Below are 22125 nucleotides of genomic sequence, written 5' to 3' on the forward strand. Positions count from 1 at the left end.
GGATAATCTTCACCAACTCCCTATTTTTCTACTTATCTAATCCCAATTCTGCTAATATTTGTCGTTTATAGGCAATTTTTTGGACTTCCTTGTCTTCGCTCTGGGACCAATCTAGTTTGACTTCAGAAACAATCTGTCCCGGCCGATTTTTTAGGATATAGATGCGGTCGCTAAGATTGAGGGCCTCTTCAATACTATGTGTGATGATCAAGGTCGTTAGCTGCAACTGCTTATGAATCTCCAGATACCAAGCGTGTAGTTCCATCTTTGTCATCTCATCCAAAGCACTAAAGGCCTCATCCAAGAGAAAGAGTTTGTGCCCAAAAAGGTAGGTACGAAGCAAGGCCACACGTTGCCGCATCCCACCACTGAGCTCATGAGGATACTTATCCCGTACGGCTGTCAGCTGGAAGGTCGCAAGGATATCATCCGCTCGGGCAATAGCTTCCGCCTTATCCACCTTTTGAATCAAGAGGGGCAGGATGATATTGCCAAGCACCGTCTTGTGCTCCAAGAGGAGATCCTTTTGCAACATATAACTCACGCGCCCCTTGGGATTCTCCTCTCCATCAAGGACAATTCTTCCCGACTGGACTTCTAAAATTCCTGCAATCAGGTTAAAGAGGGTAGTCTTGCCTACACCACTGGGACCTAGGATAGAAACCACTTCACCCGAAGTCACCTGTAGGTTAATGTCCTCTAAAATCTTTTCATCGTCGTAGGCATAGCTTACGTGTTCTAGTCTAATTTCTGTCATTATTTTACAAATTCATTAGTGAAGCCTTTGTCAGTCAAGTCTTCTTTGAGGATCCCATTTTCTTTATCCCACTTGTAGAAGGCATTCCAGCGTTCTGCGTCAAATTGTCCCCATTTTTCCTTGTCGCTTGCGTATTCTTTTGACAAGTATTTTTGCGATTCGATGACAAAGTCACGTTTTTCCTTGAGTTCAGGTGCATTCTTGATGAGAATATCCGCAGCTTCTTCTGGATGTTCCATAGCATATTGGTAGCCTTTTTTGATGGCTTGGATGACTTTACGAGCTTCTTCCTTGTTGTCTTTGAGATAGTCGTTGTTTGCGATAATAACTGGTGAGTAGTAGTCAAATTCCTTGACATAGTCTTTCAAGTACATGAAGTTGGCGTCTACACCTTGAGATTTGGCAAGGATACCGTCCCACCCATAGTAGATCCAAGCAGTGTCAAAGACGCCATTGGCAATTGGTGTGATGGAGTTTGAGTCGTTGTTTGGTACTTTTTCGACCTTTTCGAAGTCTCCACCTTGAGATTCCACCAAGGTTTTCAACATAGCAAGTTCAGTCGGGTCATTCCAAGTTCCGTATTTCTTCCCAACCAAGTCCTTTGGACTGCTGACATTGTCCGATTTACGTGAGATGATTCCTGATGTGTTGTGCTCAACGATAGCGGCAACGGCAGTGATTCCTGCACCTTTTTCCAATTTCTTAGCCATGTAGTCTTGGAAATAGATAGCAAATGGCGCCTTGCCATTGATCACCAAGTCAGACGAGCTTTCTTCAGGTGGCAATTTCAAATCAACATCCACTCCAGCTTCTTTGAAATAACCTTTTTCCTTGGCAACATACAGCCCTGTGTGGTTGGTATTTGGCGTCCAGTCTAGGATAAAGTCAATCTTCTTAACTTCTGCCTCTTTGTTGTCCTTAGAAGCAGTTCCTTGGCCACAGGCCACCAGTACGACAGCTACAAGAGCCGTTACAAGCGTTAAAAACACTTTCCATGTTTTCTTCATTTTCATTTCCTCTTTTCTTTTTTGAAACATTCTTATTCTATGAACGTTTCCATTTAATCACATATTTTTCACTAACATCGACCAATTTCATACCCAAAAGGCTGATAATCGACACCAGAATAATAATGGCAAACATGGTATCATACTGAAACAGTTTTTTAGACTGAATCATATAAACACCAAGTCCTTCAAAACCTCCCAACCACTCAGACACCACGGTTGTGATAAAGGCGTAGGAGACACTGACCCTCAATCCCGCATAAAAGTAGGGCAGGCTGACTGGTATTTTAAAATGCCAAAGGATTTGCCAAGGGTTTGCTCGCATCAGACTAAACAAGGTCAGCATATCCTTGTCACAATGCCTAAATCCATCCAAAATACTGACGATGATAGGGAAGGTTGTTGTCAGGATAATCAAGACAATCTTGGGCAAAATCCCATAGCCTAGCCACAAGACCAAGATAGGCGCTATGGCAATGGTCGGAATGGTCTGAACAACCACCATCATAGGATAAATCAAGTCATTGAGCCAAGTCAGACTATCCATGAGCACCGCCATAAGACAGGCAATCAAGACTCCTAGAACTAGACCTAGTAAAGCCACTCTCAAGGTCGCCCAGCTATGGTACCAGAGAAATTCTCTGTCACGAACAAAGGACTGGAGAATCTCAAGAGGAGTTGGCAGGATAAACTTGGGTAAAAGTTTGAATATGCCCGCTAACTGCCAGATTGACAAGACTCCTAGAAAACCCAATAGACTAATGTGTCGTCTCAGTATACTTTTCAAGTTTGTCATCAATACTTAAAATCTCTCCTACATTTATTTTGACATTGGCAAAGACATTATCTGCCTCCTGCCCGGCCACTTCAAGCGCTTCTTTGAGAATGCGCATGAGCTCATCCAACTCCCCTTCCAAGACCGTTTCAAAGGGTGTCACCACCATGGTCACGGACTGAGCTTGCAGATAAGCAATCACTTGATCGATAATAGCAATTCGATCAATCCCCTGTGATAGGGGCAAGACTTGCAAGGCAATGCTTGCTTTCATAAAAACCTCCTCTTCTCAGTTTTTCTTTTTGACAAAAAGAAAAACCTTTGCCATATATGGAAAAGGTGCAGAATTCGGTTAAGTATCCTTCCCTACGCTGGCATTACCCAGATCAGGTGCGGTCGAAGTTTAACACTTCCTCTCAGACTGTACACAGACTCCCATATCTTATATGGACATATAGTAACGCAAATACAAGGAAAAGTCAAGGAAACTGCTTACAGAAAATCATGAAAAAGAGCTTGAAGGCACGCGCTTCAAACTCTATCATAGCTTTCTTATTTAGCCTCGTACCAGGTTGCCCCTTCATTTTCATCTGCGATAAGGGGAACACTGAGTTGGATGGCTTCTTCCATGGTTTGTTTCACTAGTACTTTGACAGCTGCTAGTTCTGATTTCGGAACTTCAAGAACGATTTCATCATGCACTTGCAAGAGCATCTTGGTCTGATAACCACCCTCAACTAGAGCTTTGTCTAGCTGAATCATAGCAATTTTGAGAATATCTGCTGCCGAACCCTGAATAGGGGAGTTGATAGCTGTCCGCTCTGCAAAACCACGAATGTTAAAGTTGCGCGAATTGATATCTGGCAACTCGCGACGACGCTTGAAGAGGGTCTCTACATAGCCTTTATCACGCGCCTCACGTACCACTTCTTCCATATAGTTTTTGATTCCAGGAAAACGTTCAAAATAGGTATCAATGTAGGCTTTGGCCTTCTTACGACTAATACCAAGATTGTTTGCCAAGCCAAAATCTGAAATCCCGTAAACCACTCCGAAGTTAACCGCCTTGGCATTGCGACGGTCGTTTGGAGTCACATCCTCAGGACGTTCAATTCCAAAGACACGCATGGCTGTTGAAGTATGGATATCTGCCCCCTCTTGGAAGGCTTTGATTAAGTGCTCATCCTTAGAGATATGCGCCAAAACGCGCAACTCAATCTGTGAATAGTCGGAGCTAAGAAGGACACTATCCTCCCACTCTGGCACAAAAGCCTTACGAATGAGGCGACCTTGTTCCAAGCGAACAGGGATATTTTGCAAGTTTGGATCTACACTAGACAAACGCCCAGTCTGAGTCAAATCTTGCACATAGCGCGTGTGGATCTTGCCATCATCTAAAATCCAATCCTGCAAGCCAACCACATAAGTCGATTGAATCTTAGCAATTTGACGGTAGTCTAGAATTTTCTTAACAATTGGCACAATAGGGGCTAGGCGCTCTAGCACATCCACTGCTGTTGAGTAACCTGTCTTGGTTTTCTTGGTGTATTCTAGGGGAAGACCGAGCTTTTCAAAGAGAAGCACACCCAACTGCTTGGGTGAGTTGATATTAAACTCCTCACCAGCTAGCTCATAAATCTCCTGAGTTAGCTTTTCAATGACAAGCTCATTTTCAGTCTGCATCTCAAGCAAGGTCTCTTTCTTGACCGTAATCCCAGCGATTTCCATCTTGGCAAGGACAAAAGCCAGAGGTTGCTCCATGTCATAGAGAAGGTCTAACTGCCCGTGTTCACTGAGTTTTTCAAGCAAAACAGGCTCCGTCTCAACCAATACAGCAACCTTGCGAGCCAAATGCTCCAAGAATTTCTCTCTCTCAGGAATGGCTTTCTTGACCCCCTTACCGTAGAAAATCTCATCATCAGCCAAATAAGTTTGGCCATAGAGATTCGCAATGGTTGAAATTTCATTGTTCTCGACAGTAGAGAGGAGGTATTTGGCCAAACGGCTGTCAAAAGCAGGGGCCTGCAAATTCAAGCCCAAACGATTTAAAAGAACCTTCGCTTTCTTAAAATCATACACTTTCAGAGGTGTTTTTTCTAGAAAATCCTTGAGAATCGGCTCCTGCAAGAGCTCAAGTTTGTCTGTAGCGTAAAGTTTGTCCCCACAGGACCAGGCAAAACCAACCAAGTCATCTGTATGGTAATTCTCACCAAAAAGTTCAAAGTGGAAGATGGAGTCTGCGCTCAGCATATCTTGACTCACTTTGTCCACCATGGTGAAATTCAAAGTCTCAGATTGATTCGCCTGAGAAGCATTCAAGGCTTGTTTGAGCTGTTTAAAACCCATTTCATCGTAGAATTTTCCGAGATTTTCCACATCTGGTCCACTATAAAGCAAATCATCAAGGCCAATCTCAATCGGTGCATTTGTCTCAATGGTCGCCAAGGTTTTAGACAAAAAGGCTTGTTCCTTGTCATTGATGAGATTTTCCTTCATCTTAGAAGCCTTCATCCCATCGATATTTTCATAAATACCCTCGAGCGAACCATGCTCCAGCAATAGCTTGATACCCGTCTTTTCACCGATTTTCGTGACACCAGGGATATTATCAGACTTATCCCCCATAAGAGCCTTAAGATCGATAAACTGAGCTGGTGTGAGGCCCATTTTTTCCATAAGATAGTCTGGCGTAAAGGCCTCAAACTCAGCCACACCTTTCTTGGAAATCTCAACCACTGTATGCTCATCCGTCAACTGGATCAAGTCCTTGTCTCCGCTAACGATAGTCACATCGAAGGAATCCTTCTCAGCCAAACGACCTAGGGTCCCGATGATATCATCAGCTTCATACTGGGCCAACTCATAATGGCGAATCCCAAGATGGTCTAACAACTCACGAATGAAGGGAAATTGCTCACGAAACTCATCTGGAGTTTTAGCACGGCCACCCTTGTAGTCTGCATACATCTCTGTTCGAAAAGTCGTCTTACCAGCATCAAAAGCTACCAAAACATGGCTGGGTTCAACTCGCTCTAAGACATGATTCAACATGAGTTGAAAGCCGTAGATTGCATTGGTATGAAGTCCATTAGCATTTTTAAACCGATCCAACTGCTGATAGAGCGCAAAAAAAGCTCGAAAAGCAACAGAAGATCCATCAATTAATAATAATTTTTTCTTGTCCATACACCCATTATAAAGGAAAGAGGGGAAAAATACCATCGGAAAGAATAGGCAAATGGTAGTGAAGCCCTCTTTTTTATATTCTTTCTAGATTCTAGCTCCATTACTATCCACTTGATAGCCATCTACAGTAGTATTCACTGCTAAAGCCCCTGAAGCATTGACGTAATAAAACTTTCCTCCTACCTGGAACCACTGGCTAGACTTCATAGCCCCTGAACTCTCCAAATAATACCATGTTCCATTTTCCTTGAGCCATCCTGTCTGCATCTCCCCTGATGCCTTTAGATAGTACCAATGCGAACTATCCTTCACCCAACCTGTTGACATGCTTCCATTGTCTTTAAAGTGATACCAACTGCCATTTATTTTCTTCCAACCAGTTGCGAGTTTCCCGTTCTCACGGTAATTCCAAATACCGTTTTGCTTCTTCCAACCATTCTCCACCGATTCTGTTTCCATATACTGGACGTATCTCCTCGTTCCACTATAGGATAGGTAGCTGAGCCATTTATAACCGTCCTTTTCTACGATTTGATCGTAGCTAACATTTTCACCAGGATAGTAGTAGTCAATAACTTGTGCTGTACTTGACGGCTGGTTTCGAATGGCAGACTTTTGAGTAAACGTATGAGTTCCACTAGATGCCAACCCTAACCCGATAGGATTTCCAGTTCTACCACCATTCTCTACTAAGTCCTTAAAATGAATAAAGCCTGTCATAGAACTAGCTTTTACGCTGCGACGATTGTATTTCTCCCTAACCCCATAATTATACTCTTCGATCTCAATCGTATCCCCTGATACATTTGATACCCAGGCCACGTGCCCATAATAACCTTCTGTCGACCAAGCAATAGCCCCAACTTCTGGCTTAGTATCCACACGATAACCTTCACGACTAGCACGATGCCCCCATTCATTCGCATTTCCGTAGGCAGGAGGAATCTCAAAGCCATTTACACTACTCAAACGAAAGGCCGCAAAAGAGGTACACTGGCGAGAATACATCCGCCATTGATCGATTTCAACACTACCATTTTTGTAGTGAAGCGGATAGTCATCACCACGCGCTACACTGTCGGCCTGAACCGATTCCCCACCAAACAAAAAGGTACTCGTAACGAACAAAGTAGCCAACCCTACACTCAACTGAGTACATCTACTCTTCTTAACTCCTGATTTAAAAAACGTCATTCATTCTCCTTAGTGATATAAATTTCCGAGGTTACCCTCGTTTATACTATTCGGGAGAAAAAGAAAAAAGTGAGCAAAGCTCACTTCATTTTATGATTCTTGGTCTAGATAGCGAATCAAGTTCTTTTCTGTCAAGATGTCTGAGTAGGTGAAGGATTCGACATAGACATTGGCTTGTTTGTCTCCCTCAACATCCCCAAATTCAACGATAAATAGGGATGGATAAACCTCAATTAGCTTACCCAATCGATTTTTTTGGCGCTTACGGCCATTCTCCAAAGTCATTTCAACGACTTGTCCCTCATGCGCCTTGATCTCTTCTTTGATTTTTTTCATCTTGGCTACATCTGAAAATGCATCTGACATCTTATGCCTCCCTCTTTGAGATACTTGAAAATTTATTGTATTCTTTTTGGAAAATCAATTCCACTGTTCCACGAGCTCCACTACGGTTTTTCTCGATGATAACCTCAACCTTATTATTTGGAATTCCTTCCTCTTCTTCACCCGCACGATCGTAGTAGTCGTCACGGTATAGAAAGGCTACGATATCTGCATCCTGCTCGATAGAACCCGATTCACGAATATCAGACAAGACTGGTCTCTTATCCTGCCGCTGTTCCACTCCACGAGATAACTGACTGAGAGCAATGACTGGAACCTTTAGCTCCTTAGCTAGGATTTTCAACTGACGAGAAATTTCAGAGACTTCTTGTTGGCGGTTCTCACGACCAGTCCCTGTGATAAGCTGTAGGTAGTCGATCAAAATCAAGCCTAGATTGCCTGTTTCTTGAGCCAGTTTACGTGAGCGCGAACGAATTTCCGTGATTCGAATCCCTGGCGTATCATCGATATAGATACTCGCGTTGGCTAGGTTCCCTTGAGCAATGGTATACTTTTGCCACTCCTCATCAGTCAATTGACCTGTACGGATAGAATGAGACTCCACCAAGCCTTCGGCCGCTAGCATCCGGTCTACTAGACTTTCCGCACCCATTTCCAGTGAAAAGATAGCTACCGTCTTGTCCAACTTAGTCCCAATGTTCTGCGCAATGTTCAAAGCAAAGGCCGTCTTACCAACCGCTGGACGCGCCGCTAGGATAATTAGCTCCTCCTCGTGGAGACCTGTCGTCATATGGTCCAAATCACGGTAACCCGTTGCAATACCAGTGATATCCGTTGTTTGTTGTGACCGAACTTCTAAGTTCCCAAAGTTGATATTTAAAATATCGCGAATATTCTTGAACCCACTACGATTGGCATTTTCGCTAACATCAATGAGTCCCTTTTCAGCTTGAGCGATGATTTCGTCTGCAGGCTTAGAAGCCTCATAGGCTTGGTTGACAGACTCTGTCAACTTGGAAATCAAGCGACGTAGCATAGACTTTTCGGCTACAATTTTAGCATAATACTCCGCATTAGCTGAAGTTGGTACTGAATTGACAATTTCAACAAGGTAAGACAAGCCACCAATATTTTGCAGATCTCCTTGGCTATCCAAAATCGTCCGAACCGTTGTCGCATCAATCGCTTCTCCACGATCCGACAAGTCTACCATCGCTTGGAAAATCAACCGATGAGCATACTTAAAGAAGTCACGGGAATCAATGTATTCCCGTACAAAAACGAGTTTGCTCTCATCTATAAAAATAGCCCCCAAAACAGATTGTTCTGCCAAAATATCCTGAGGTTGAACTCGTAGTTCTTCTACTTCTGCCATCCGACTTTCCTTCCTTTTACAATCTTGTCAAGAAGTTGTAAACTTACCCTTCCTTTACACGAAGATTGATGACACTTGTAACATCTTGATAGATTTTCACTGGTACATCAATCAAACCTACTGCTCGAATTGGTGCTTGCACTTGAATATTGCGTTTGTCAATCTTGATACCAAATTGCTTTTGCAATTCTTCTGCAATTTTCTTGTTAGTGATGGAGCCAAATGTACGGCCATCTGGTCCAACCTTTTCAACAAACTCTACAACCGTTTCTTCTGCTTCAAGCTTAGCCTTGATGGCTTTTGCTTCAGCAATCATTTCAGCATGAGCCTTTTCTTCTGATTTTTGTTTACCACGCAACTCGCCCACTGCTTGAGCAGTCGCTTCCTTGGCCAAATTCTTTTTAATCAGGAAGTTTTGAGCATAGCCAGTTGGCATTTCCTTGATTTCGCCCTTTTTTCCTTTTCCTTTAACATCTGCTAAAAAGATTACTTTCATTCTTCTTTCTCCTTTTCCTTTAGTTCTTCCAAGATTAGTTGAGTCAATTTTTCTCCTGTTTCTGACAAACTCATATCCTCGATTTGCGCAGCTGCTAGATTAAAGTGGCCTCCACCACCCAGCTCTTCCATAATGCGTTGCACATTGATTTTACTACGACTTCGAGCTGAGATAGAGATAAATCCTTGTGTATTTTTTGCTAGAACGAAGCTGGCTTCAATGCCAGACATAGCTAACATAGCATCGGCAGCCTTACTGATAACAACTGTGTCATAAGACATTGTGTCCTTAGCTTGGGCAATCAAGATATCTGAACCTAGCTTATGACCTTGTAAAATGAGTTCATTTACCTCACGGTACTCTTCAAAATCTGTCGCAGCAATCTCCTGGATAGCAATACTGTCACTTCCCCGTGTTCTCAGATAGCTAGCCACATCAAAGGTTCGGCTCGTCACGCGAGATGTGAAATTCTTGGTATCCAGCATCATACCAGCCATCAAAACACTGGCCTGCATACGACTCAAACGATTCTTCTTAGAATTTTGGAACTGAATCAATTCTGTGACCAGCTCACTGGCACTACTTGCCCCACTTTCAATATAGGTGATGACTGCATTATCAGGGAAATCCTGATCACGTCTATGATGGTCAATAACAATAGTTTGAGTGAACAAATCATAAAAATCTTTTGACAAGGTCAAAGCCGTCTTGGAATGATCCACCAGAATCAATAATGAACGGTTTGTAACTAGCTTCATCGCATCTGTAAGAGATAAAAGTTTCGTGACATCTTCCTTCTTCAAGAACTGGATAGCACGCTCGATATCTGCTGGCATATGGTCTGCATCGTAGACAGCATAACTGTTCTCAATAATATTACTTGCAAACAACTGCATACCAACAGCAGAGCCTAAAGCATCCATATCTAGATTTTTATGACCGACTACAAAAACCTGGTCAACACTTCGAATCTTATCAGAAATAGCTGTCATCATGGCTCTGGTACGTGTACGAGTACGTTTGATAGACGCAGCAGTTCCTCCACCGAAGTAGACTGGATTCTTGGTTTCGTTATTTTCCTTGACCACCACCTGGTCACCACCGCGAACTTCTGCTAAGTTCAAGTTGAGCAAGGCAATTTTCCCTATCTCTTCATGGTTTCCATCACCATAAGAAAATCCCATACTTAAAGTTAGGGCTAGCTGCCTCTGTTTTGATTCTTCTCGGAAACTATCAATAACAGAGAATTTATCATTCATCAATTCCTCTAGTACTGTGTAATCTGTGAATACATAAAAACGATCCATCCCCACACGACGAGAGAACATAGCATACTTACTAGCAAATTCTGAAACAAAATTGGCTACAAAGCTATTGATATGGCTGATATCAGAGTCAGATGTCGCATCCTCCAAATCATCGTAGTTATCTACCGAGATGGCCCCAATCACTGGTCGACTCGTTACCAATTCAACAGTTGCTTCGTATTCCCCTGAAACGTCAAAGAAATAAAGGACACCCGAAACCTTGTCCATATGAACGGCATAGCGTGTTTCCCCCAAGTTAGCATAAGAACCAGGGTTCCCCACAGAAGCCTTGATGATAGTTTGAATCAAGTCAACATCAATTTCGCCTTCTTCAGTCGTCAAAATCAACTCAGCATAAGGATTAAACCATTCGACTTCGCCACTAGATAAGTCTAATTTCAGAACACCAACTGGCATTTGATCGAGCAACGTGTTCAAGCTATCTTCCGCTTGATGGTTTACGTATTGGATTTGTTCAATTTTGCTCTTTTCATACCGTTTTTTTTGCCAGATGAATAAAAGCAGATAAAGAAGTACAAATAAAAACAAGGCACTGATTGTTACAACATTATTTTGTGAAAAAATAATCAGCATTGTTAAGGTTCCGAAAGTTGCAATCCCTAGTAGAACCGCAGAAATCGGGGTTAAATTATTTTTTTTCATTCTAAACCTCTTGCGCATTATTATATCACAAATGCCCTTAAAAAGCGACCTTTAAAGAGAAAGTACAGCTTTTATTATAGCAAGATTCTCTTAAAGAAACCCTATATAAAAAGGAGAGCAAATACCTCGCTCTCCTTTTTCCTCAGTATTACAGAATCTTCCGCCTAGACTAAATTATTCACCTAATTCTAGTCGAATTTCTTGTAGGCGATCTTGCGCCTGTTTCACAATTGATTCTAAGATAGCCTTACATGGTTTGATGTCTTTCACTAAACCTGCAATTTGTCCACTCATCATTGAGCCATGAACTGTATCACCTTCATACACAGCCTTAGACAGAGAACCAATCGTGATTTCTTCCAGTTCCTCTCGATTTGTACCTTTCTGCTCTAATTCAATGTAGTGATCCGTCATTTCATTGCGAATACAACGAACTGGCGCTCCCAAGATGCGACCTGTAACCGCAGTCGCTGTATCATTTGCCGCCAAAACAGCTTCTTTATAGGCTTGAGAAATCGGACATTCTTCTGAAGCAAGAAAAACTGTTCCCATTTGAACACCTTGTGCACCTAGGGCAATCGCAGCAGCAAGTCCACGACCATCTGCCACACCTCCAGCAGCAATGACTGGGATCGTTACCGCATCAACGATTTGTGGGATAAGAGCCATTGTATTAGTCTCTCCAATATGGCCACCAGCTTCTGAACCTTCAGCAATTACAGCATCAACTCCCAATTCTTGCATTTTTTGAGCATGCTTGACACTGGCAATAACTGGAATAACCTTGATTCCAGCTTCTTTTAAGTAAGGCATGATATGTTTAGGAGTTCCTGCACCTGTAGTTACCACTGGAACCTTTTCTTCGATGATAACAGTCACAATATCCTTGATATTTTTCATCATCAACATGATGTTGACACCAAAAGGCTTATCTGTCAACTTTCTCAGTTCACGAATTTCTTCTCGCAACTGTTCTCCGGTCATACCACCTGAAGCGATAATTCCCAGACCTCCAGCTTCAGAAACAGCTGCTGCCAGTTGATAGTGTGAGATTTGAGCCATAGCCCCTTGAAAAATTGGATATTGAATCTGTAAAAGTTTTGTAATTGACATATGAGTCCTCCTTCTATTTTCTGTTGATTCTTGTTGGCAAATGGATGCATGATGCACCATTATCCCCGTCAACAAGAAAATGTTACATTTGTCTCCTCATATTCTGCTATCCTAAGAAGTCTGGCTTACGATCCTGCTGATCTGTAAAAGGAATCAGTGGGGGGCGAGAACGTAGAACATAATCTACAAATTCCTTCCCTTCCTTGTCAAACTCTACTACCGCGAAAAATTGATCATGGTAAAAGAAAAACTTGTAATGATTCTCAAAAGCCTGACGCAACCACTTCTCTTTGGCTAAAATTGACTTCATAGGATAATCATCAACTGCTGGAACCCAGAGAGGATTTCGATGAACATGTGATAACATCAAATCCCCCATATGGATCATCGTATCTTTCCCCTGTTTGAGCAAGATAATACTGTGGCCATTGCTGTGACCACTCGTATGGATCATTTGGATTTCTGGAATGACATTGATATACTCTGAGAAAGTCGTCACCTGATCTTGAATCGGTTCCCAGTTTTCTCTCAGATAAGTTCCCCGCGTTCGATTATTAGGGTTTCTCATCTCATACCATTCGACATCATTCACAATAATCTTGGCGTTTGAATACTTGGAAACCAGCTTCCCTTGATCATTCACATGCGTCAAGCCACCAGAATGATCATGATGCATATGTGTCATCAGCACGATGTCAATGTCTTCAGGCGAGAGTCCTAAAAGAGCTAAACTTTCTTCTATACGACTTTCAGACAAGATTCCTAAGTTGCGCCTTTGTTTATCGGATAATTTTGCCGTATCAAAACTTGCATCTATCAAGTAATTTTTACCCTTGTACTGGATCAAAATAGGATCCGTCAATTCCGCCATCATATTAGCATCATTTGTTGGGTAGTAACGAGACCACACAACTTTCGGAACCGGACCAAAAAGAGTCCCTGCATCCGTCAATTTATCGGCTCCACGTAGCCATATCAGTTTCATATCATGAAATTGATATTCCTGTAAGGTGAGTTCTGCCATGCTTTACTCCTTTATCCATTGGGCTGCTATTCTTTTGCGAATCGAATCCCCAGATTTTCCATAGATTTCAATTGTTTTGGCATCCTTTAGATAACGGTCTATGGGGATGTCATCCAAGGTTTGAAGAGGTCCAATTAATCTAATAATTTCCTCAGAAATCTCAATTGCTACTTTTGTCGTATAAAGTTTTATCTGAGATACAAAGAGTGAATCCTCCTTTATCCTATCCTTGTAGGAGGCAAAGTAAGATTCAGCCGCACACAGCTTAGTATACAAGTCTGCAAATTGATGTTGATAGACTGTCGCATCGATTAATCGTTTCCCAAATCCTCTTTTGACCTTTACAAAAGCCAGACCTTTTTCAAAAGCTCCCTCAGCGATACCGATAGAGATTGCGCTTAATCCTAGCTGTAATTTTTTGATAATATCATTTAACTGACTTTCCCCATTTAAGGTCAATCCTAGCAAACTATCTTCTGGCAATTTGACCTGATCAAAAGTTACCGAATTCACAGGTAAGCCCTGTAAACCAGGTTTTGTAATATCATCTCCAAAAGCAACTCCCGGTCGAGTCGTATCAACAATGAAAAATCCGTATCCATCTTGTCCGTTAGCTTCCTGAACCTTGGCTAAGATTAACAAAATATCTGTATAGCGGCAATTTGATACAATTGACTTCTTCCCAGTTAAAGACCAACCTGTTTCTGTTTTCCTTGCAGTTGTTTCAATAACCTTCAAGCTGTCCATCAATTTTCCTTCAGAAAATCCCAAGCCAGCTAAGATTTCTCCCCTTACTAAGGGTTCTACATAACGCGATTGTTGTTCCTGACTCCCATATCGTAAAATAGGATAGATACCATAACATGCCTGAGTTAGTAGAACAGCAGAAAAAGCAGGGAAATCTTTTGAAATCAAGCGAATAAAGGTCAAAAACTCGGTTCTCAAAACAGAATCTTGACTATCTAAAAGCAAGGAAAAGATATCAAATTGCTCGATAAACTGATAAAGTAATTCTCTAGGGAACTGTTGTTCATCCTCACGAGACTTGAAATAGTCCCGAATCAACACTTTCACGTCTGCCTTCAATTCTCGCGCCAGCACGTCATTATAGGTCATCGCATTCACCTCATCTTAGTTGTCAGAAAACGGTTGGTAATAATCTTTCAACAATTCTTCATACACATAAGACTCTACTTCATTGTAGGAGTTTTTATAGGGTCTACAAAACCAAATATTAAATGGAATCGGATCCTTGAATCTAACCGCCTTAAAACGACTCTTGTCCACAAAATATTCAACCGGCCTTGGCAAAAGGGCAATCAAATCTGTCTGATAAGTTGATTCAACTAGGAAGTCCCAGGTAGAGGAAAGATAAGCAAATTTAGCCTCAATTCGTTGCGAACGAAGTTTTTCTGTCACTAAATCATAAGTCGTAAATGTTTTGTTGAAGGTTGCCAATTCATAACTAACAATATCAGACCATTCCAATAAGCTTTTCTGAGCCAACGGATGATCCTTATCCATATAAGCAACGTATTCATCCAATTGAATGATATGTTGTTCATATTTTTTAGCATCCAAGCTCGTAGGCTCTATCAGAATAGAGAGATTCAAATCTCCATCAACCATTTTTTGACGAATTTCCTTCCCCCCACCTTCCGTAACCTGGATATGGATATGAGGATTATTTTTCAGAAAATGAGGCAAAGCACTAGCAAAATAAACTCGTAAAATCAAGGACGGAATACCAAGATTAATGGTGCCTTTTTGTTTTTGAGCTTCTATATGGATCATGGAAAGCATTTCTTCATGTCGATTCACAATCTCGGTCGCATAACGATAAATTTTGCGTCCTGTCTCTGTTAAACTTTCTAATCTTCCATTCTTGCGATTGAATAATTGAACCCCTTCAGCTGCTTCAAAATTTGTCACGAATTGACTCAAGGCTGATTGACTAATGTGAATCTTCTTTGCAGCAATGGAAAGGTTGCATCCGCATTCTATGATATTGATGAAATAGTTCATTTGGATAATATCCACTTACCCATCACCTTGCTTTCCTTCACTATTTTAGCAAGTCAATTAGACAACTATTCTAGTGTTTGATAGTTGTCTACTAACTTTTTATCGAAATAACATTTCGAATACTTCATTTTAACGTTGTATATAAAGCGCTTACAATACTATCTAGTTTGTATTATAACACACTGAGTAAAAAATAGCTCTTTTTTTGCTTAAATCGGCATTGTTTTTAGGTCTTCTGAGACAATAACTTCCCCAGCTGTTTTTTCAAGAACTTCTTCTAATGTCACACCAGGAGCCAGCTCTTTCAACAGGAATTTACCATCTTTGAATCCAAAAACAGCTAATTCTGTGATAACAAGATCTAATACTCCTTTAGCTGATAGAGGCAATGTGCACTCTTTCAAGAGTTTAGATTCACCACCTGTAGTATGTTGGATTGCTCCAATTACGCGCTTAGCACCTACCAAAAGGTCCATCGCTCCACCCATACCAGGAGCAAATTTCCCTGGGATAATCCAGTTAGCAATGCTTCCATCTTGGCTTACTTCAAGAGCTCCAAGAACAGTCGCATCAACGTGACCACCACGAATAATTGCAAATGATGTTTGCAAATCAAACAAAGCAGCTCCTGGAAGAAGAGTGATTGGTGCACCACCTGAGTTTGCTAGGTTTGGATTGTAGTTATCTTTAGTTGGTGTTTCGCCAAAGCGAAGGGCACCGTTTTCAGCTTGAAGAATTACGTTAACACCTTCTGGGATGAAGTCTGCAGAAGCATTTGGAATCCCAAACCCAAGGTTTACAACATCACCATCTTTAAATTCAAGAGCAACACGTCTTGCAATAATTTCTTTTGGTTTCATATTATTTTACCCCCGCTAATTTGTTAGTCTCTGTCCAGAGGTCTCCCATCATCTTATGGTGTTCTTCTGGAGTTAAGCCTTGGACTACATAGTCAACAAGGATACCAGGGATGTAAATATCATCCGGTTTAATTTCACCAACTTCAACAATTTCATTTGTTTCAACGATAACTGTATCTGCCGCAAGAGCAAGTTGCAATGAAATGTTCTTAGTTGTACCATCAATGTACAAGTTTCCATACTTGTCAGCTTTTGTAGCTTTAATCAATGCTACGTCAAGTTTTAGAGGGTCATAAATAAGGTACTCGCGACCATTACGAACTACTTTTTCATGTTCGTTTTCTAGAATTGTACCAACTCCAGTCGGTGTCAAAACTCCTCCAAGACCTGCTCCAGCAGCGTGAAGACGTTCAACAACGGTACCCATTGGAGTAAATTCTACTTCCATTTCTCCACTAAAGTACGCTTTTTGAGCAGCAGGAGATGTTCCGATGTGAGCAGCAACATATTTCTTAACTTGGTGGTTTTCACAGAGACGTCCAACACCCACTTCTTTACCTGGATGTGAAGTAACAACGGAAACCAAAGTCAAATCTTGTTGATTTTGTCTAACCAATTCTTCGATCAATTCCAATGGTTCACCAACGGCAAGGAACCCTGAAATCCCAACGACATCACCTGATTTAACTTTAGAAATAGCTTCTTGTAATGATAAAACAGCTTTCATACTAACACCTCAACTTTTATTTACGATTGAATACGGCTTTACGTTTTTCAACAAAAGCACGCATTCCTTCTACCTTATCTTCTGTTGAGAAGAGTAGAGCTTCCGCTTCTGTTTCCAAACGAATAGCATTTTTCAGAGGGAGTTCTGAGCCAACTTGGATAATATGTTTAGCTTTTTCAACTGCTAGCGGGGCATTTTTCATAATCGCTGCTGCCAGCTCTTCTGCTGCAGGCAATAGTTCTTCTGCTGCTACCAACTTGTTAAGAATTCCAAGATCATATGCTTCTTGTCCTTTAACCATTCTAGCAGTAAAGATTAATTCCTTTGTTTTACTAGTACCAATCAAACGAGACATTCTTTGGGTACCTGCAAAACCAGGAATGATTCCCAAGCCAACTTCAGGGAAGCCAACCATTGTCTTGTCATAGCCGATTCGGATATCAGTTGAAAGAGCTAATTCCAAACCGCCTCCCAAAGCATAACCATTCAATACTGAAATAGTTGGCTGGGTCAATTCAGATAAACGGGTAAAGGTGTCGTTCGCATAGGTCATGTATTCATGAGCCTGAATTGGAGACATTTGGTCCATTTCTTTAATGTCCGCGCCTGCGACAAATGCTTTCTCCCCTTGACCAGTCACAATGACAACACGAATATCATCGCTTGCTTCAATTTGGTCTAAAACGAGATTCAAATCCTTTAAGACTTCTGAACTTAAGGCGTTCAAAGCCGATGGACGGTTAATTGTTAGATAGCCAAGACCATTCTTAACCTCTAATAAAACAGTTTTACTCATTGTTCTGCTCCTACTTGATTTATTTTGAGTACAGAGTACAGCGTCAACAAATACCAACACAAAATGTAAGAGCTTACATTTTCATCATAACTCTTTTTTCTCCATCCGTCTACTTAATTATTATTTATAGTTCTATAAGTTAAGCTTATAGTATATGGTCGTCCAATCGATCCTTAAAGTCTTAGGAAAAACAAAAATACCTTATCAAGCCCTTTCAGAGAAAGACACTTGATAAGGTATGTAACGATGAGATCGGATCAAAATCTCATTTTGTAATCGTAATATTGAAAAAGAGGAAATGACGTTCAGTTTTCTAATAACTAACGTTCAACGATGAGGGCTGTTCCCATCCCTCCTCCGATACAGAGAGTTGCTAAACCAGTTTTAGCATCACGTTTCATCATCTCATGTACCAGAGTTACTAGGATACGGCAACCTGAAGCCCCAATTGGGTGACCAAGAGCTATCGCGCCACCGTTGACATTGACAATATCTGTGTTAAAGCCAAGTGTTTTCCCAACCGCACAAGCCTGAGCAGCAAAGGCTTCATTTGACTCAATCAAGTCAAGATCATCAACTGTCAAATTACCTTTTTCAAGAGCCTTGCGAGTCGCATAAATCGGTCCACATCCCATAATCTTAGGATCCAAACCTGCACTTGCATACGAACGAATGCGAGCAATGACTGGAAGTCCCAATTCTTCAGCTTTTTCAGCACTCATGACCAAGACAGCCGCCGCTCCGTCATTGATACCTGAGGCATTCCCCGCTGTAACAGAACCGTCTTTTTTGAAAACAGGACGTAGCTTAGACAGACTCTCCAAGCTAGCATCTTTTCTAGGAAATTCATCTGTATCAAAGACGATAGGATCGCCTTTACGTTGAGGAATAACCACCGGAACAATCTCTTCCTTAAAGCGTCCAGATTCTATAGCCGCCACTGCTCGTTTCTGTGATTCCAAAGCAAGCGCATCTTGATCATCCCGGCTAATACCATATTCTTCTGCCACATTCTCAGCTGTAATCCCCATATGGTAGTCATTAAAGGCATCAGACAAACCATCCTTAATCATGGTATCTACCACTTTCGAATCTCCCATACGGCCACCCCAACGGAAGCTTGGCAAAACATATGGAGCCTGGCTCATGTTTTCTGCACCACCAGCCACGACAATATCTGCATCTCCACACTTAATCGCTTGAGCAGCTAACTGCACTGCCTTCAAACCGGAACCACAAACCTTATTAATGGTAAAGGCTGGTATATATTCAGGAAGCCCAGCATGAATACTCATTTGGCGAGCCACGTTTTGGCCTAAACCTGCTCCTAGGACATTCCCCATAATCACTTCATCTACCTGCTCTGGTTTAATATTCGCTTTTGCCAAAGCACTCTTAATTACCAAAGATCCCAAATCAACAGCAGAAACATTCTTCAAGCTCCCACCAAAGGAACCTAAAGGTGTTCGCACTGCCGAAACAATAACTACGTCTTTCATGACTACCTCCATCAGTGTCTAGTAAGTAAAAAAGCCTTCTTTTGTCTTCCGTCCCAATTTTCCTGCTTCGACCATTTTCTTAAGAAGAGGGGCAGGACGGTATTTTTGATCGCCAAACCCTTGGTTTAGGACGCTCATAATAGCCAAACAAACATCCAATCCAATCAAGTCAGCAAGAGCCAAAGGTCCAATAGGATGATTTGCACCAAGTTTCATCGCTTCATCGATTTCCTCGGCACTAGCCACTCCTTCACCTAGAATGTAAATGGCTTCATTGATCATAGGAATCAAAATTCTGTTCACAACAAAACCATAAGAATCTTTAACATCAACTGGTGTTTTACCAATTTTCACTGTCAGTTCACGAACCGCCTGAACCACTTCTTCTGAAGTCTGCAAGGCCTTAATAACCTCTACAAGTTTCATGATTGGGGCAGGATTAAAGAAGTGCATTCCAATCACGCGCTCCTGATGTTTAGTAGCAGCAGCTATATCCGTGATTGACAAAGAGGATGTGTTTGATGCTAAGATAGTTTTAGGATCAGTCAATTCATCCAATTGTTTGAAAATATTCAACTTAATCTCACGATTCTCAGTTGCAGCTTCAATCACCAATTGGACTTGTTTCGCATCTTCATATGAAACAGATGGAAGCAAATTGGCCAATACCTGATTCTTCTCATCCGCAGACATCCGTCCTTTTTCAACTGAACGTTCCAATTGTTTTGTGATATTGTTCAAACCTCTTTGAACAAATTCTTCTTTAATATCGTTTAAGTAAACTGTAAAACCAGCCTGAGCAAATACTTGAGCAATTCCGCTTCCCATTTGACCAGAACCAATAATCATCACCTTAGATATCATTATTTTCTCCTTCTTATTTTACAAAAATCCAGTGCATGAAGCAAGGACGATTGAACAGAAATCCTTCAATCGCCTTTCTGACATTAAACAAAGGCACCTAATCCAGTAATCTCACGACCAACAATCAAGGCATTCACTTCGTGTGAACCTTCATAGGTATAGATTGATTCAGCATCTGCAAAGAAACGAGCAACGTCTGTCTCAAGTGTAATACCATTACCTCCGCAAGTTTCACGAGCAAGGGCAACTGTTTCGCGCATCACCAAGGAATTGTGCATTTTAGCAAGAGCAGAGTTAAGCATCAATTCATTACCTTTCTCTTGCATCTCAGCAATACGAGTTGAATACGCAATAACTGCTACAGCATTCGCTTGCATACGAGCCAATTTTTCTTGAACAATTTGGAATTTAGCAATTGGACGTTTGAACTGTTCACGATCTTTAGCATATTTAAGAGCTGCAACATACGATCCACAAGTCACTCCCATAGCAATGTGAGCAACGTCCGCACGAGTAAAGGTCAAGATACGGGCTACATCACCAAAACCATTGATATTTACCAAACGGTCTGAATCTGGAACCTCTACATTCTTCATGGTAATATGGCCATTGCGGATACAACGAAGAGCAATCTTGTGTGGGATTGGTTCTGCATGATATCCAGGAGCTCCCTTACGAACGATAAAGCATTTCACCTTGCCATCCGCAACATCACGAGCAAATACAGGAACAACATCCGCAGTATCTGAACCACCAATCCAGCGTTTTTCACCATTTAGAATCCACTTGTCTCCAACACGTTCTGCAGTAGTCGCAAGTCCTCCAGCAATATCAGAACCTGAAAGAGGTTCAGTTAAAGCGAAGCAACCTTGCCAATCAAATGCAGCTAGTTTTGGAAGAAATTCTTTTTGTTGACGCTCATCACCACCCAAGAGAATTGTGTTGTAGCAAAGTCCGCCATGAACGGTGTAGAATGTTGCAATAGAAGCATCGAAGCGAGCAAGTTCAAGATACAAGAAAGCAATATAAAGTTCAGAAGGTTTCCAGCTACCCTCACGTCCCTCAAACAATTTTGGATTGTTCATAATTTGAGCGCCCTTAGCTACAGCATAGAATTCTTCAAAAGGAAAATCAGGTTTTTCCCAGTATTCATTAATAACCGGACGGAGATGTTTCTCAATCAAACGGCGAGTTTCTTGTAAAACCTCTGCTTCTCCCAAAGTTAGACCATCCGCATAGTGAAAAAGGTCTTCAGGATATAGTTCGCGTAAAATTTCTTCTTTTGTTGCCATAGTTATGACTCCTTTATTTGTTATAAGAGCGCTTACATTTTTGTATTCGCTATTTGTTGACAACACCATTCTATCCCTTAGGGTATTATTTTGTCTACTTAATAAATATAAACACCCCTATAAGTTCAGATTATAGGGGCTGATTCTGACTGTTTATCAAGGATTTCCTCGTTTTTCTACTTACTTAGGCACAAGAAAAAGTGGTTTACAAATCAGTAAACCACTTTTGTTAGTTATTTCAATTTTATGATTCTTTTACTTCGAGCAAACCAACTTCACCATCTTCACGACGATACAAAACATTTGTTGTTTGATCTTCTACGTCTACATAGATAAAGAAATCATGTCCCAACAAATCCATTTGAAGAAGTGCTTCTTCTAAATCCATTGGTTTCAAATCAATTTGTTTTGAACGAACCACTTTTGGTTGCACAACATTTGCATCTTCAACTAGGGCATCTGTAAAGAGTTGGCTTGTCGCAACTTTATTTTTATTCTTACGTTCGATTTTTGTTTTATTTTTACGAATCTGACGTTCAATTTTATCAGTTACAAGGTCGATAGATCCATACATATCTTGAGAAATATCTTCTGCACGAAGAGTAATAGATCCAAGTGGAATCGTTACTTCAACTTTTGCTGTTTTTTCACGGTAAACTTTCAAATTCACACGTGCATCCAACTCTTGCTCTGGTTGGAAATACTTTTCGATCTTTTCGAGTTTAGAAACTACATAATCACGAATCGCTTCTGTTACTTCTAGGTTTTCACCACGGATACTATATTTAATCATATAAGTACCTTCTTTCTAAACATTTTT

Annotated in this window: 21 protein-coding genes; all 21 read right to left on the minus strand. The window is 41.2% G+C overall.

Annotated features, from left to right (window positions below):
• Positions 1–28 precede the first annotated feature (28 nt).
• The gene (locus tag ACXYSL_RS06745) at positions 29–757 is read right to left on the minus strand and encodes an ABC transporter ATP-binding protein (RefSeq protein WP_458624319.1); all 729 of its coding nucleotides are present in this window, start codon (positions 755–757) and stop codon (positions 29–31) included.
• Complete coding sequence (locus ACXYSL_RS06750; RefSeq protein WP_125412810.1) at positions 757–1764, minus strand: ABC transporter substrate-binding protein; 1008 nt, start codon at positions 1762–1764, stop codon at positions 757–759. The genes ACXYSL_RS06745 and ACXYSL_RS06750 overlap by 1 nt, the downstream gene beginning before the upstream one ends.
• A gap of 37 nt (positions 1765–1801) precedes the next feature.
• Positions 1802–2560 carry an ABC transporter permease gene (locus ACXYSL_RS06755; protein ID WP_458624320.1) on the minus strand — a complete coding sequence of 253 codons (759 nt, stop codon included), beginning with the start codon at positions 2558–2560 and terminating at the stop codon, positions 1802–1804.
• Entirely contained in the window at positions 2523–2813 is a 291-nt protein-coding gene (locus ACXYSL_RS06760) for a thiamine-binding protein (protein ID WP_002880743.1), read from the minus strand. Before ACXYSL_RS06760 ends, ACXYSL_RS06755 begins: the two co-directional genes overlap by 38 nt.
• Positions 2814–3091: 278 nt before the next feature.
• Complete coding sequence (polA, locus tag ACXYSL_RS06765; protein ID WP_458624321.1) at positions 3092–5725, minus strand: DNA polymerase I; 2634 nt, start codon at positions 5723–5725, stop codon at positions 3092–3094.
• Positions 5726–5809: 84 nt separating this feature from the next.
• On the minus strand, positions 5810–6919 hold the full coding sequence (locus ACXYSL_RS06770) for an SH3 domain-containing protein (RefSeq protein ID WP_458624322.1): 1110 nt from the start codon (positions 6917–6919) through the stop codon (positions 5810–5812).
• 90 nt (positions 6920–7009) lie between these two features.
• A complete protein-coding gene (locus ACXYSL_RS06775) occupies positions 7010–7285 on the minus strand; it encodes a Veg family protein (protein ID WP_001278157.1) in 276 nt (91 codons plus the stop codon).
• A gap of 1 nt (position 7286) precedes the next feature.
• Positions 7287–8639, minus strand: a complete 1353-nt coding sequence (dnaB, locus tag ACXYSL_RS06780) for a replicative DNA helicase (protein ID WP_049537968.1) — start codon at positions 8637–8639, stop codon at positions 7287–7289.
• Positions 8640–8682: 43 nt separating this feature from the next.
• Positions 8683–9135 (minus strand): 50S ribosomal protein L9, encoded by a 453-nt coding sequence (gene rplI, locus ACXYSL_RS06785; protein ID WP_000864201.1) that lies wholly within the window; start codon positions 9133–9135, stop codon positions 8683–8685.
• Positions 9132–11105: a GGDEF domain-containing protein gene (locus ACXYSL_RS06790; RefSeq protein ID WP_458624323.1), complete on the minus strand. Its 1974-nt coding sequence runs from the start codon at positions 11103–11105 to the stop codon at positions 9132–9134. The genes rplI and ACXYSL_RS06790 overlap by 4 nt, the downstream gene beginning before the upstream one ends.
• Positions 11106–11279: 174 nt before the next feature.
• A complete protein-coding gene (locus tag ACXYSL_RS06795) occupies positions 11280–12278 on the minus strand; it encodes a nitronate monooxygenase (RefSeq protein ID WP_458624351.1) in 999 nt (332 codons plus the stop codon).
• A 46-nt stretch (positions 12279–12324) separates the two neighbouring features.
• Positions 12325–13242: an MBL fold metallo-hydrolase gene (locus ACXYSL_RS06800; RefSeq protein ID WP_084939483.1), complete on the minus strand. Its 918-nt coding sequence runs from the start codon at positions 13240–13242 to the stop codon at positions 12325–12327.
• Between the two features lie 3 nt (positions 13243–13245).
• Complete coding sequence (locus ACXYSL_RS06805; protein ID WP_458624324.1) at positions 13246–14358, minus strand: acyl-CoA dehydrogenase family protein; 1113 nt, start codon at positions 14356–14358, stop codon at positions 13246–13248.
• 15 nt (positions 14359–14373) lie between these two features.
• The gene (locus ACXYSL_RS06810; protein WP_458624325.1) at positions 14374–15282 is read right to left on the minus strand and encodes a LysR family transcriptional regulator; all 909 of its coding nucleotides are present in this window, start codon (positions 15280–15282) and stop codon (positions 14374–14376) included.
• Positions 15283–15476: 194 nt separating this feature from the next.
• Entirely contained in the window at positions 15477–16127 is a 651-nt protein-coding gene (locus ACXYSL_RS06815; RefSeq protein ID WP_045592636.1) for a 3-oxoacid CoA-transferase subunit B, read from the minus strand.
• Between the two features lies 1 nt (position 16128).
• Positions 16129–16854, minus strand: coding sequence for a CoA transferase subunit A (locus ACXYSL_RS06820; protein WP_096421429.1), 726 nt, complete (start codon positions 16852–16854; stop codon positions 16129–16131).
• A gap of 16 nt (positions 16855–16870) precedes the next feature.
• On the minus strand, positions 16871–17650 hold the full coding sequence (locus tag ACXYSL_RS06825; RefSeq protein ID WP_458624326.1) for an enoyl-CoA hydratase-related protein: 780 nt from the start codon (positions 17648–17650) through the stop codon (positions 16871–16873).
• Positions 17651–17970: 320 nt separating this feature from the next.
• Entirely contained in the window at positions 17971–19149 is a 1179-nt protein-coding gene (locus tag ACXYSL_RS06830) for an acetyl-CoA C-acetyltransferase (protein ID WP_268698715.1), read from the minus strand.
• A gap of 18 nt (positions 19150–19167) precedes the next feature.
• Positions 19168–20016, minus strand: a complete 849-nt coding sequence (locus ACXYSL_RS06835) for a 3-hydroxybutyryl-CoA dehydrogenase (RefSeq protein WP_070837215.1) — start codon at positions 20014–20016, stop codon at positions 19168–19170.
• Positions 20017–20096: 80 nt separating this feature from the next.
• A complete protein-coding gene (gene fadE, locus ACXYSL_RS06840) occupies positions 20097–21305 on the minus strand; it encodes an acyl-CoA dehydrogenase FadE (protein ID WP_000201479.1) in 1209 nt (402 codons plus the stop codon).
• 244 nt (positions 21306–21549) lie between these two features.
• Positions 21550–22098 (minus strand): ribosome hibernation-promoting factor, HPF/YfiA family, encoded by a 549-nt coding sequence (gene hpf, locus ACXYSL_RS06845; RefSeq protein ID WP_000599111.1) that lies wholly within the window; start codon positions 22096–22098, stop codon positions 21550–21552.
• Between the last annotated feature and the right edge of the window lie 27 nt (positions 22099–22125).

The sequence above is a fragment of the Streptococcus sp. V913 genome, from assembly GCF_054353455.1.